Raw genomic sequence first — 13059 nt, forward strand, 5'->3', positions numbered from 1 at the left:
AGAAAGGAGCCGGCCAAATGGGTGTCAGACCTGCCCGTCTCGAAGATGTCGACGCGGTGACGAGCACCCAGATCAGGGCGTGGAAGCACGGCTACCGCGATTTCCTGCCCCCCGGCCCGCTACAGCAGATGACCGGCCCCGCCGCCGAGAAGATGTGGCGGCGCCAGTGGGACGAGGCGATCCTCTCGCCGCCCTCCCCCCGGCACCGGGTGCTCGTCGCCGTGGAACGCGTCGTCCCCGACACCGAAGAGTGGCACGCGCTGGGCCCCGGCGGGGTGCTCGCGGCACTGCCGACGGCGGCCGAGCGGGCCAGCGACCGGGTCGTGGGGCTCGCCTCACACGGGCCCGCCGAAGACCCTGATCTGCATCCCGGGTTCACCGCCGAGCTGCTCACGCTGCTGGTCGACCCCAACCACATCCGGCGCGGGCACGGCAGCCGGCTGCTCAACGCGACCGTCGACCACCTGCGCGACGACGGCTACAGCTCCGTCGTGACCTGGGTGTTCGCCGAGAACTACGCGATGCTCGGCTTCCTCGAATCGGCCGGATGGGGCGAGGACATGGCCGAACGGGTGCTCGACATGGGCCGCCCGATCCGGATGGTCCGCATGACGACCGACATCTCGCGCGCGTGACCACCACGGCCCAATGGGTCGCCGGCGCGCGGCCCCGCACTCTCCCCGCGGCGGTCGTCCCGGTCGCGGCCGGCACCGGCGTCGCGATCGGCGAGGGCGGCTTCGTCTGGTGGGCGGCGCTGGCCGCCCTGTTCGTCGCGCTAGTCCTCCAGGTCGGCGTCAACTACGCCAACGACTACAGCGACGGCGTCAAGGGCACCGACGACGGCCGCGTGGGCCCCATGCGGCTCGTCGGCTCGAAGGCGGCCACCCCCAAGGCCGTGCTCACCGCGGCGCTCGGCTGCTTCGCCGCCGCCGCCGTGGTCGGCCTGGCCCTGGTCGTGGCGACGTCGGCGTGGTGGATGCTGGCCTTCGGGGCGTTGTCGATCCTGGCCGCCTGGTTCTACACCGGCGGCTCACGCCCCTACGGCTACCGCGCACTCGGCGAGTTGTCGGTGTTCTTCTTCTTCGGGCTGGTCGCCGTCATCGGCACCGCCTACGTCCAGGCCGGCTGGTCGTGGACGTCGGTGTGGGTGGCGGTGCCGGTCGGGCTGCTGGCCATGGCGCTGCTCGTGGTCAACAACCTGCGCGACCGCCAGACCGACGAGCCCGCCGGGAAACGCACCCTCGCGGTGGTCCTCGGCGACCGCCGCACCCGCTTCCTCTACGCGGCCTGCCTGCTGGTGCCGTTCGCCTGCCTGGTGCCGCTGGTGTTCTCCCACCCGTTCGCGGCACTGGGCCTGCTCGCCCTCCCGCTGGCGGTGCGCCCGGTTCGCGAGGTCATGAACGGTCTTGAGGGCCGGGCGCTGATCGCGACCCTGCAGCAGACCGGCCGCCTCCAGATCGTCTTCGGCCTGCTCTTCGCCATCGGCCTGTCCGTCAACCTGGCCTGAAGAGCGTTCTTCTCCGTTACGGCTCCCGCCCACCCCGGCGCCGACCATCGGTTGTTCCGCCCGCCGCAGCCGGCGCCGACCGGCCGCGGTGGCTCGACCCTCGACGACCGGAGGCCCGCCCGCCCGGGGGTGCCATCATGCCCCGGGCGACCGACGTTTTCGCGGCGAGCGCGGCGGCCGGTGGAAGGTCGTCGCGCCTAGAGATCGAGCAGCGCGTCGAGGCCCACCGTGAGCCCGTCGGGCAGGTCGCGGACCCTGCGGACCCCCAGCAGCACGCCGGGCGTGAACGAGGACCGGTTCATGGTGTCGTGGCGGATGGTGAGGATCTCGCCGTCGCCGCCCAGGATGACCTCCTGGTGGGCGATCAGCCCGGCCAGCCGGACCGCGTGGACGTGCACCCCGCCGACGTCGGCCCCACGGGCGCCCGGGAGCTCCTGGGAGGTCGCGTCGGGCATCGGGCCGAGCCCGGCCTCGGCGCGGGCGGCGGCGATCAGCTCGGCGGTCCGCCGGGCGGTGCCCGAGGGGGCGTCGGCCTTGTTCGGGTGGTGCAGCTCGACGATCTCGGCGGAGTCGAAGAAGCGGGCCGCCTGCTGGGCGAAGTGCATCATCAGCACGGCCGCGATGCCGAAGTTGGGCGCGATCAGGGCGTTGGTGCCGGGGTTGGCCGCCAGCAGGGCCCTGACCTCGTCGAGGCGGCCGGGGTCGAAGCCGGTCGTGCCGACGACCGGGTGGATCCCGCGCTCGACGCACCAGCGGAGGTTGCCCATCACCACGTCGGGGTGGGTGAAGTCGACCACCACCTCGGCCTCGGCGATCGGGTCGAGGGCGTCGTCCTTGTCGACGGCCGCCACGAGTTCCAGATCGTCGGCCGCGTGGACGGCCTTGCACACTTCCACCCCGACGCGGCCACGCGCGCCCAGCACACCTACTTTGATCACGTGCTAAGGCTAGCGGTCAGCTCACCGCGGCCGAAAAGTCCTTTCCGGCGAACGGGCCGATGACGGCCAGCGTGAGGGGCCGGGTCAGCACGTCGCCCGCCACCTCGGCGATGTCCTGCGCCGTGACGGCGTCGATGCGCTCCAGGACCTCGTCGACCGACATGAGCCGGTCGTAGACCAGTTCGCTCTTGCCGATCCGCGACATGCGCGAGCCGGTGTCCTCCAGGCCGAGCACGAGACCGCCGCGCATCTGGCCCTTGCCGCGCAGGATCTCCTCCTCGGTGAAGCCCTCGGTGACCACCCGCGCGACCTCGTCGCGGCAGATCTTGAGGACGTCGTCGATCTTGGAGGGGAGGCAGCCGACGTACACCCCGAACTGGCCGGTGTCGGCGTACTGCGAGGTGTAGCTGTAAGCGCTGTAGGCCAGGCCGCGCTTCTCCCGGATCTCCTGGAACAGGCGGGAGGACATGCCGCCGCCGAGCGCCGCGTTGAGCACCCCGAGGGCGAACCTGCGCTCGTCGGTGCGGCTGACGCCGGTCGTGCCGAGCACGAGGTTGGCCTGCTCGGTCGGCCGGTCGACCACCTTCACGCCGCGGTGGGCCGGCAGGCCCACGCCGCCCACGCGGGGCGCGATCGGCGCGGCGTCGCCGCCCAGCGCCCCCGCGCGCTCGTAGGCGCGGGCGACCAGTTCCACCACGTGCTCGTGGGACACGTTGCCGGCCACCGAGATCACGGTGTGGGTGGGCAGGTAGAAGCGCTGGTAGTACTCGTGGATGCGGTCGCGCGTGAGGGCGTTGATCGTCTCGTCGTTGCCGAGGATCGGGCGCCCGATCGGGGTGTCGCCGTAGAGCTGCTCGGAGAACGCCTCGTGGACCACGTCGGAGGGGTCGTCGTCGTGCATGGCGATCTCCTCCAGGATCACGCCCCGCTCCGACTCGACGTCGTCGGGGGTGATCAGGGACGAGGTGACCACGTCGGCCAGCACGTCGATCGCCAGCGGCAGGTCCTCGTCGAGGACCCGCGCGTAGTAGCAGGTGTACTCCTTGGCGGTGAACGCGTTGATCTCGCCGCCGATGCCCTCGATCGACGCGGAGATCTCCATCGCGTCGCGCGTGGGCGTGCCCTTGAACAGCAGGTGCTCAAGGAAGTGGGTGGCGCCGGTGTGCTCCGGGTCCTCGTCGCGCGAGCCGATGCCGACCCACGCGCCGACCGCGACGGAACGCACGGTCGGCATGGTCTCGGTCACCACGCGGAGCCCACCGGGCAGGACGGTGCGGCGGATGACCCCCGCACCGTCCTTTCCGTCGAACAGGGTCGTCGTGATCACGAGTTGCGGTCGTCCCGTCCGGAACGGCTGCGGGTGCGGCGGCGGCGGGGCTCCCCACCGTCGTCGGCACGGGAGTCGCCACGGTCACCGCGGGCCTCGGCCTGCTCGGCGGGGGCCTCTTCGGGCTCGCCGGCCTCGGCGCGGGCCGCCTTCTCGGCGGCCTCCTTCTCCACGACCTCGACCGGGACCAGGGAGAGCTTGCCGCGCGAGTCGATCTCGGCGATCTCGACCTGGATCTTCTCGCCGACGCCCATCACGTCTTCCACGTTCTCGATGCGCTTGCCGCCGTGCAGCTTGCGGATCTGGGAGACGTGGAGGAGGCCGTCCTTGCCGGGCATGAGGCTGATGAACGCGCCGAAGGCGGCGATCTTGACGACCGTGCCCAGGTAGCGCTCGCCGACCTCCGGCATGTGCGGGTTGGCGATGGCGTTGATCGCGCTCCGGGCCGCCTCGGCCGAGGGGCCGTCGGTGGCGCCGATGTAGATCGTGCCGTCGTCCTCGATGGTGATCTCGGCGCCCGTGTCGTCCTGGATCTGGTTGATCATCTTGCCCTTCGGGCCGATGACCTCGCCGATCTTGTCTACGGGAACCTTGATCGTGATGATGCGCGGCGCGGTCGGGTTCATCTCCGCCGGGGAGTCGATCGCCTCCTGCATCACGTCGAGGATGGCCAGGCGGGCGCCGCGCGCCTGCTTGAGCGCGGCGGCCAGCACCGAGGCGGGAATGCCGTCGAGCTTGGTGTCGAGCTGGAGCGCGGTGATGACGTCCTTGGTGCCGGCGACCTTGAAGTCCATGTCGCCCATGGCGTCTTCGGCGCCCAGGATGTCGGTCAGGGTGACGTAGGTGTCGCCCTCGCCGATCAGGCCCATCGCGATGCCGGCCACCATCTCCTTGAGCGGCACACCGGCGTCGAGCAGCGCCATCGTGGACGCGCAGACCGAGCCCATCGAGGTCGAGCCGTTGGAGCCCAGGGCCTCGGAGACCTGGCGGATGGCGTAGGGGAACTCCTCGCGGCTCGGGAGAACCGGGATGAGCGCCCGCTCGGCCAGCGCGCCGTGGCCGATCTCGCGGCGCTTGGGCGAGCCCACGCGGCCGGTCTCACCGGTCGAGTAGGGCGGGAAGTTGTAGTTGTGCATGTAGCGCTTGGTGCGCTCCGGGTTGAGCGTGTCGATCATCTGCTCCATGCGGAGCATGTTCAGCGTGGTGATGCCCAGGATCTGGGTCTCGCCGCGCTCGAACAGGGCCGAGCCGTGCACCCGCGGGATCACGTGGACCTCGGCGTTGAGCTGCCGGATGTCCTTGGTGCCGCGGCCGTCGATGCGGACGCCCTCGTTGACGACGCGCTCGCGCATCAGCTTCTTGGTGAGGCTGCGGTAGGCGGCCGACAGTTCCTTCTCGCGGCCCTCGAAGTCGGCCAGCAGCTTCTCGCCGACCAGGCCCTTGACCCGGTCGATCTCGGCCTCGCGCTCCTGCTTGCCCGCGATGGTCAGCGCGGCGGCCAGCTCGGAGCGCACCGCGCCCTCGACGGCGGCCAGGGCGTCTTCCTGGTAGTCGAGGAAGATCGGGAACTCGGCGGTCTCCTTGGCGGCGACCTGCGCCACCTTCGCCTGGGCCTCGCACAGGACCTTGATGAACGGCTTGGCCGCCTCAAGACCCTGGGCCACGGTCTCCTCGGTGGGCGCGACGGCGCCCTCGGCGACCAGCTTCAGCGTGTCCTTGGTCGACTCGGCCTCGACCATCATGATCGCGACGTCGCCGTCGGCCAGGACCCGGCCGGCCACGACCATGTCGAAGGTCGCGCCCTCAAGCTCGGTGTGGGTCGGGAACGCCACCCACTGGCCGCTGATCAGCGCGACCCGGACGCCGCCGATGGGGCCCGAGAAGGGCAGCCCGGCGAGCTGGGTCGAGAGGCTGGCGGCGTTGATCGCGACGACGTCGTAGAGGTGCTCCGGCTGGAGCGCCATGACGGTGGCGACGATCTGGATCTCGTTGCGCAGGCCCTTGACGAACGAGGGGCGCAGCGGCCGGTCGATCAGACGGCAGGTCAGGACCGCGTCTTCGGACGGGCGGCCCTCACGGCGGAAGAACGAGCCGGGGATGCGGCCCGCGGCGTACATGCGCTCTTCGACGTCGACCGTGAGCGGGAAGAAGTCGAGGTTCTCCTTGGGGTTCTTCGAGGCGGTGGTCGCGGAAAGGACCATCGTCTCGTCGTCGAGGTAGACGACGGCGGACCCCGCCGCCTGGCGCGCGAGACGGCCGGTCTCGAACCGGATCGTTCGCGTGCCGAAGGAGCCGTTGTCGATGACGGCTTCCGTGCTGTGGACACCCTCCACGGGGGACCTCCTTATTCGGGTCGGTCACCCCACGTCGCCGGCTCCCGGAGGTGCGGCGCCGGTCTTCGATCGAAGCGCCCGGTCGCGTCGACCGGGGGCCACTACCGAGGACCGGCCCTCTTTTTCCGCGGAATGACGCGGGGCACTGGTTTCACGGGTGGTGTGGTTTGTTCAGTTGTGGGTGTTACAAGGAAGGGAGCGGCGAGACGATCGCCGCTCCCTTCAGGCGCGCTATCGGCGCAGACCCAGCCGCTCGATCAGCGTGCGGTAGCGGGTGATGTCCTTCGCCTGCAGGTACTTCAGCAGGCGGCGGCGGCGGCCGACCAGCAGGAGCAGGCCGCGGCGGCTGTGGTGGTCGTGCTTGTGGGTCTTGAGGTGCTCGGTCAGGTCGCTGATGCGCTTGCTCAGCAGCGCGATCTGCACCTCGGGGGACCCGGTGTCGCCCTCGCTGGCGCCGTATTCGGCGACGATGGCCTTGGTCGTGGCGGTGTCGAGCGACACTGCTTCTCCTTTGTTCCATGGGCACGCGTAGCCATTGCGATCCCGCGAACGACCGTGCGTGCCTACAGTCGCCGTGACGAGAAGCCGGTGATTACTCAGCCGACATACAAGGCTACCACCGCCCGTTAACCAGCCGAGACGGTCAGTCTCCGGGCCTGGTCGACGTCGGCGCGCATCTGTTCGACCAGAGCGTCGACCGAGTCGAACTTCAGGGTGTCGCGCAGCCGGGCCAGGAAGTCGACCGAGACGTGGAGGCCGTAGAGGTCGAGATCGTCGCGGTCGAGGGCGTAGGCCTCGACCGTCCGGACGACGCCTTCGAAGGTCGGGTTGGTGCCGATCGAGATCGCCGCGGGCCAGCGCTCGTCGGGCGACTCCAGCCAGCCGGCGTAGACGCCGTCGGCCGGGATGGCCGTGTAGGGCGCCGACTCGACGTTGGCGGTCGGGAAGCCGAGCGCCTTGCCGCGCTGGTGGCCCCGGACCACCACGCCGTCGACCCGGTGGAGGCGGCCCAGCTCGTCGGCCGCGGCGGCCACGTCGCCGTCGGTGAGGTGCTGGCGGATCAGCGAGGAGGTGATGTCCTCGAGACTGCTGACCAGCGGCACGCCGACGGCGACGAAGTCGTACTTCTCGCCGAGTTCGCGCAGGGTGTCGAGGTTGCCGGCGGCCTTGTGGCCGAACCGGAAGTTCTCCCCCACCACGACCCCGGCGGCGTGCAGCCGGTCGACCAGGGCGATCTGCACGAACTCCTCGGGCGAGGTGCGCGAGAACTCCAGCGTGAACGGCAGGATCAGCACCGCGTCGACCCCGAGGGCGCCGAGCAGCTCGATGCGCCGGTGGGGCGTGGAGAGCTGGGGGGGATGGCTGCCGGGCCGCACCACCTCGTCGGGGTGGGGGTCGAAGGTCACCGCGACCGACGCGACCCCGAGCTCATGGGCGAGGTCGACGGCCCGGCGCACCAGCGTCTGGTGACCCCGGTGGACGCCGTCGAACACCCCGATCGTGACGACGGACCGGCCCCAGTCCGCGGGCACGTCGTCAAGTCCGAGCCAGCCACGCACGTCGACCCCCAACAGGCAATTGGCGAAGTAGTGCTAAGCGTCCCACACACCCCGGAACCCAAGGACGCCGAGGGCGTGACGAACCGGGAAAACCCACGACCGGCGTTTTCGTGCGCACCACCCGGAGGATCACGCTAGGAGACGAACACCGCCAAGGGCTTGGCGGCTCCGCCCTTCTCCTCGACCAGGGCCAGCAGTTCACCGCCGGGCGCGAAGACGCCGATCGGCCCCTCCCCCAGCCCGGCCGCCTTCAGCCGGCCGCCGTGGGAGACCAGGCGGGCCTCCTCCTCGGTGACGTCGCGGCGCGGGAAGGCCTGGGAGACGGCGTCGGCGATGGGCAGGATGACGCACTCCTTCTGGAGCGCCTCGATGCTCAGCGCGTTCTCGGTCGTATAGGGCCCCACCCGCGTCCGGCGCAGCGCCGTCAGGTGGCCGCCGACCCCCAGCCCGTCGCCGAGATCCCTGGCCAGGGAGCGGATGTACGTACCGGAGGAGCAGGTGATGGTGGCCGTGACGTCGACGGACTCCCCCAGCGTCACGGAGGTCACCTCGAAGGAGTGGACCGTGATCGGCCGGGCCCGGAGCGCGACCTCCTCGCCCTGGCGGGCCAGCTTGTAGGCCCGCTCGCCGTTCACCTTGATCGCGCTGACCTGCGGCGGGACCTGCATGATCAGCCCGGTCAGCGCCGCGACGCCCTGCTGGACGTCTTCGGCGGTCACCGCGGCGGCGGAGGCACGGCCGGTCTCCTCGCCCTCGGCGTCGTCGGTGTTGGTCGAGACGCCGAGGCGCATCGTGGCCTCGTACACCTTCTCGGTCAGCGCCAGGTGGCCCAGCAGGCGGGTGGCCTTCTCGACCCCGACGACCAGCACGCCGGTCGCCATCGGGTCGAGGGTGCCGGCGTGGCCGACCTTGCGGGTGCCGGCGATGCCGCGCATCTTGCCGACGACGTCGTGGGAGGTCCAGCCCGAGGGCTTGTCGACGATGATGATCCCGCTCGGCGGCGGGGGGCGTCTGGTCACGCGAGCAGCTCCGTGAGGCGGGCGACGGTCTCCTGCGGGGTCTCGCGGGAGGAGAACCCGGCCGCGCCGGGGTGCCCGCCACCCCCCAGGGCGGTGCAGGCGCGGCCCACGTCGGCCGTGCCCTTCGCGCGGGCCGAGACGTTCCAGGTGCCTTCGTCGTCTTCCTTGAAGACCACGGCCACCTCGGCGTCGTCGACCTTGCGCAGGACGTCGATGATCCCTTCGACCTCGTCGTAGGGCAGTGCGTTCAGGGCGCGGTCTTCCCTGGTCACGGTCGTCCAGACCAGCCCGGCGCCGCCGACGGCCGACGGGTCGAGCCGGGCCCGCGACAACGCGGCGCCCAGAACCCGCAGGTAGCCGAACGGAGAGCGGTCCCACAACTCCCGCGCGATGGCGTCGGGGTCGAGGCCCGCGTCCAGCAGCCGCCCGGCCAGGGCGTGGACGGCGGGGGTGGTCGAGCTGTAGCGGAACGACCCGGTGTCGGTCACCAGGGCGGTGTAGAGGCAGGTCGCGATGTCCCGGTCGATCTGGAGCCCCAGCCGCCGGATCAGCTCCTCGGTCAGCACGGCCGTGGCCGCCGCCTTCGGGTCGACGAGCTGGACCGTGCCGAACCCGGTGTTGGACGCGTGGTGGTCGAGCACCACCAGCTCCCGCGCGGCCTTGGCCGCCGGGACGAGCAGGCCCAGCCGCTCGATCGTGGCGGCGTCGAAGGTGATCATCAGGTCCGGCTCGGCCGGGAAGCGCGCGGATTCGACCAGGAGGTCCTGGCCGGGCAGGAAACGCAGCAGCCGGGGCACGGTCAGCGTGTGGTCGCCGAAGGAGGCGACCACGTGCCTGCCGGACCGCCGGAGCGCCTGGCCGAAGGCCAGCATCGAACCCAGGGCGTCGCCGTCGGGGGTGACGTGACAGGCCAGGGCGATCGAGTCGTGCGAACCGATGAGCGCGACCGCGCGCGCCCATTCGGCCTCGGGAGGGAGCGTCACTTCGCGCTTCGCTCGGACACCTCGTCGGTGTCGTCCTCGAACTCGTCGTCGAACTCGTCTTCTTCCTTCTTGTACGGATCGGCGTCGCCCGCGTAGGCGGCGCCCTCCGCCTTCTTGGCGATCTCGGCGTCGCGCGCCCTGGCCTCGGCGAGCAGGTCGTCCATGTGCCGGGCCGAGTCGGGCAGGGGGTCGTGGGTGAACGTGAGGGTGGGCGTGTGCCGCAGCCCGGTCTGCCGGCCGACCTCCGAGCGGATGATGCCCTTGGCGCTCTCCAGCGCCGCGGCGGTGTCCTTACGCTCGGCGTCCGACCCGAAGACGGTGTAGAAGACCGTCGCCTCGCCCAGGTCGTTGGTGACCCGGGTGTCGGTGACGGTGACGAACCCCAATCGCGGATCCTTGATCCGCCGTTCCAGCATCTCGGCGACGATCTGCTGGATTCGGTCCGCCAGTTTCCTGGCTCGCGCGGCGTCCATGGGCGCGCTCCCCCTTCTTCCGGATGTACGGCTGACGCTGCGACCTGGCGGTCTATTCCTCGTCGTTGAACAAACGATGCCGAGCCGACAGCAGCTCGATCTCGGGGCGGAAGGCGACGGCCCGCTCGCACGCGTTCATGACCTCATCGACGTTCCCGGCCGAACCGGAGACGACGGCGACGCCGATCTCGGCTCTTCGGTGCAGTTCGTGATGGCCGGTCTCGGCCACCGCGACCGCGGGGAACCGCCGGCGCAGCTCGGCGATGAGGGGACGGACAACGGACCGCTTCTCCTTCAGCGAGTGAACGTCGCCGAGGAGGATGTCCAACGTCAGAGCACCGACATACATGTGTTGTTGTGGCGCCAATAGACCCTGGCGCGTGGGTCGTGTTCCTACAGGAAACCGGTTCCCGGCCGCGTCGGCCGGGAACCGGATGGTCAGCCCTCGCTAGTCGCGGGGCTTCTCCCGCATCTCGAACGTCTCGATGACGTCGTCGATCTTGATGTCGTTGTAACCGACGCCGATACCGCACTCGAAGCCCTCGCGGACCTCGGTCGCGTCGTCCTTGAACCGGCGCAGCGACGAGACGGTGAGGTTGTCGGCGATGACGACACCCTCGCGGATGATCCTGGCCTTGCTGTTGCGGGTGATGACACCCGAACGGACCAGGGTGCCCGCGACGTTGCCGATCTTCGGCACCTTGAAGACCTCGCGGACCTCGGCGGTACCGGTCTGGATCTCCTCGAACTCCGGCTTGAGCATGCCCTTGAGGGCCGCCTCGATCTCCTCGATCGCCTGGTAGATGACCGAGTAGTAGCGGATGTCGACGCCCTCGCGCTCGGCCAGGTCGCGCGCCCGGACTTCCGGCCGCACGTTGAAGCCGATGATCACCGCGTTGTCGTCGGCGATCGCCAGGTTGACGTCGTACTCCGTGATCGCACCGACGGCGCGGTGCAGCACGCGGAGGTTGACCTCCTCGCCCACATCGATCTTGAGCAGCGCGTCTTCCAGTGCTTCCACCGAACCGGACACGTCACCCTTGATGATGAGCTTGAGCTCGTCGATCTTGCCCTTCTCGTAGTCGCTGAACAGCTCTTCGAGCGTACGGCGGCGACCGGCCTTGGCCATCTCCGCGATGCGCTGACGAGCCGCCCGCTCCTGGGCGATCTGGCGGGCCATCCGGTCGTCGCTGACGACCAGGAAGTTGTCACCCGCACGGGGCACGGCCGTCAGGCCGAGCACCCGGACCGGACGCGACGGGTCGGCCTCTTCGACCGGCTGCATGTTGTCGTCGAGCATCGCCCGGACGCGGCCGAAGGCCTCGCCGCAGACGATCGACTCGCCGACCCGGAGGGTGCCGCGCTGGACCAGCACGGTCGCCACCGGGCCGCGGCCCTTGTCGAGGTGGGCTTCGATCGCCAGGCCCTGGGCGTCCATGTCGGGGTTGGCGCGGAGGTCGAGCTCCGCGTCGGCCGTCAGGATGATCGCCTCAAGCAGGTTGTCGATGCCCAGGCCCTGCTTCGCCGAGATGTCGACGAACAGGGTCGAGCCACCGAACTCCTCGGCCACCAGGCCGTATTCGGTCAGCTGGGCCCGGACCTTGGTGGGGTCGGCGCCCTCCTTGTCGATCTTGTTGACCGCGACCACGATCGGCACCTCGGCCGCCTGGGCGTGGTTGAGCGCCTCGATGGTCTGCGGCTTCACACCGTCGTCGGCCGCGACCACCAGGACGGCGATGTCGGTGGCCTGCGCACCACGGGCACGCATGGCGGTGAACGCCTCGTGACCCGGGGTGTCGATGAAGGTGATCTTCCGGTCTTCGCCTTCGTGCTGAGCGTGGACCTGGTAGGCGCCGATGTGCTGGGTGATGCCACCGGCCTCCCGCGCCACCACGTTGGTGTTCCGGATGGCGTCGAGGAGCTTGGTCTTACCGTGGTCGACGTGACCCATGACGGTCACGACCGGCGGACGCGGCGCGAGGTCGGCCTCGTCGCCCTCGTCTTCACCGAACTCGATCTTGAAGGACTCGAGCAGCTCGCGGTCCTCCTCCTCGGGCGAGACGACCTGCACGACGTAGTCGAGCTCGGCGCCGAGGAGCTGCAACGTCTCCTCGTTCACCGACTGGGTCGCGGTCACCATCTCACCGAGGTGGAGCATGATCTGGACCAGCGCCGCCGGGTTCGCGCCGATGCGGTCGGCGAAGTCGGACAACGAGGCGCCGCGCGGGAGACGGATCGTCTGACCGCCGCCACGGGGAGCCTGCACGCCGCCGATCGCCGGCGCCGACATGTTGTCGAACTCCTGGCGCCTCTGGCGCTTGGACTTGCGGCCACGCGTCGGACGGCCACCCGGACGCCCGAAGGCGCCCGCCGTGCCGCCGCCACGGCCACGGCCACCCGGACCGGGACGACCGCCGCCGAAGCCGCCGCCGCCACCACCGGGACCGCCGCCACCCGGACGACCGCCGCCACCGCCACCGGCGGCACCGGCGCGCGGCGCGAAACCGCCACCGCCACCCGGACGACCGCCGCCACCGCCACCGGGACGGCCACCGCCGCCACCGGGACGACCGCCGCCGCCACCCGGACCGCGACCGCCGCCACCGGGCCCGCCACCGGGACCGGCAGGACGGCCCTGCGGCATCATCGACGGGTTCGGCCGGGGACCACCCGGGCGAGGACCACCGGCACCGGCCGGCGGACGCGGGCCACCCGCACCGGGCGGACCCGGGCGAGGACCGGCGCCGGCGGGACGGGGACCACCCGCACCCGCGGGACCGGGACGCGGACCACCGGGACCCGGACGCGGACCGCCCTCACGGCGCGGCTCGCGGGGCCCGCGGTCGCCGCGGTCCTCACGAGGACCGCGGTCGGGCCGGTCACCGCGGTGACCGGCGTGGTCGCCCCGAGGACCGGCGTG

General features: G+C 71.0%; 12 protein-coding genes. 2 read left to right on the top strand and 10 right to left on the bottom strand.

What is annotated here, in order from left to right; genetic code table 11:
* Positions 1-17 precede the first annotated feature (17 nt).
* Positions 18-635 (top strand): GNAT family N-acetyltransferase, encoded by a 618-nt coding sequence (locus tag AW273_RS12145; RefSeq protein ID WP_030450877.1) that lies wholly within the window; start codon positions 18-20, stop codon positions 633-635.
* A complete protein-coding gene (locus AW273_RS12150; protein ID WP_062348271.1) occupies positions 632-1507 on the top strand; it encodes a 1,4-dihydroxy-2-naphthoate polyprenyltransferase in 876 nt (291 codons plus the stop codon). The genes AW273_RS12145 and AW273_RS12150 overlap by 4 nt, the downstream gene beginning before the upstream one ends.
* A gap of 197 nt (positions 1508-1704) precedes the next feature.
* Here AW273_RS12150 and dapB read toward each other — a convergent pair whose 3' ends face one another.
* From dapB to infB, 10 genes are all read right to left on the bottom strand, one after another.
* Positions 1705-2445: a 4-hydroxy-tetrahydrodipicolinate reductase gene (gene dapB, locus AW273_RS12155; protein WP_062348273.1), complete on the bottom strand. Its 741-nt coding sequence runs from the start codon at positions 2443-2445 to the stop codon at positions 1705-1707.
* Between the two features lie 16 nt (positions 2446-2461).
* The gene (locus AW273_RS12160) at positions 2462-3769 is read right to left on the bottom strand and encodes a M16 family metallopeptidase (protein ID WP_083949720.1); all 1308 of its coding nucleotides are present in this window, start codon (positions 3767-3769) and stop codon (positions 2462-2464) included.
* Complete coding sequence (locus tag AW273_RS12165; protein WP_062348276.1) at positions 3769-6105, bottom strand: polyribonucleotide nucleotidyltransferase; 2337 nt, start codon at positions 6103-6105, stop codon at positions 3769-3771. The genes AW273_RS12160 and AW273_RS12165 overlap by 1 nt, the downstream gene beginning before the upstream one ends.
* A gap of 231 nt (positions 6106-6336) precedes the next feature.
* The gene (rpsO, locus tag AW273_RS12170) at positions 6337-6606 is read right to left on the bottom strand and encodes a 30S ribosomal protein S15 (protein WP_062348278.1); all 270 of its coding nucleotides are present in this window, start codon (positions 6604-6606) and stop codon (positions 6337-6339) included.
* A 125-nt stretch (positions 6607-6731) separates the two neighbouring features.
* A complete protein-coding gene (locus tag AW273_RS12175) occupies positions 6732-7664 on the bottom strand; it encodes a bifunctional riboflavin kinase/FAD synthetase (RefSeq protein ID WP_062348473.1) in 933 nt (310 codons plus the stop codon).
* A 134-nt stretch (positions 7665-7798) separates the two neighbouring features.
* The gene (gene truB, locus AW273_RS37865; RefSeq protein WP_062348280.1) at positions 7799-8683 is read right to left on the bottom strand and encodes a tRNA pseudouridine(55) synthase TruB; all 885 of its coding nucleotides are present in this window, start codon (positions 8681-8683) and stop codon (positions 7799-7801) included.
* Positions 8680-9666, bottom strand: a complete 987-nt coding sequence (locus tag AW273_RS37870) for a DHH family phosphoesterase (RefSeq protein WP_062348281.1) — start codon at positions 9664-9666, stop codon at positions 8680-8682. The genes truB and AW273_RS37870 overlap by 4 nt, the downstream gene beginning before the upstream one ends.
* A complete protein-coding gene (gene rbfA / locus AW273_RS12190; protein ID WP_062348282.1) occupies positions 9663-10139 on the bottom strand; it encodes a 30S ribosome-binding factor RbfA in 477 nt (158 codons plus the stop codon). The genes AW273_RS37870 and rbfA overlap by 4 nt, the downstream gene beginning before the upstream one ends.
* Before the next feature lie 52 nt (positions 10140-10191).
* Positions 10192-10488 carry a DUF503 domain-containing protein gene (locus AW273_RS12195; protein WP_062348285.1) on the bottom strand — a complete coding sequence of 99 codons (297 nt, stop codon included), beginning with the start codon at positions 10486-10488 and terminating at the stop codon, positions 10192-10194.
* A 99-nt stretch (positions 10489-10587) separates the two neighbouring features.
* Positions 10588-13059 (bottom strand): translation initiation factor IF-2 (infB, locus tag AW273_RS12200; protein ID WP_083949699.1); only part of this gene is annotated, 2472 nt, incomplete at its 5' end.

It is taken from the genome of Herbidospora yilanensis, assembly GCF_001570565.1.
GTDB lineage: Bacteria > Actinomycetota > Actinomycetes > Streptosporangiales > Streptosporangiaceae > Herbidospora > Herbidospora yilanensis.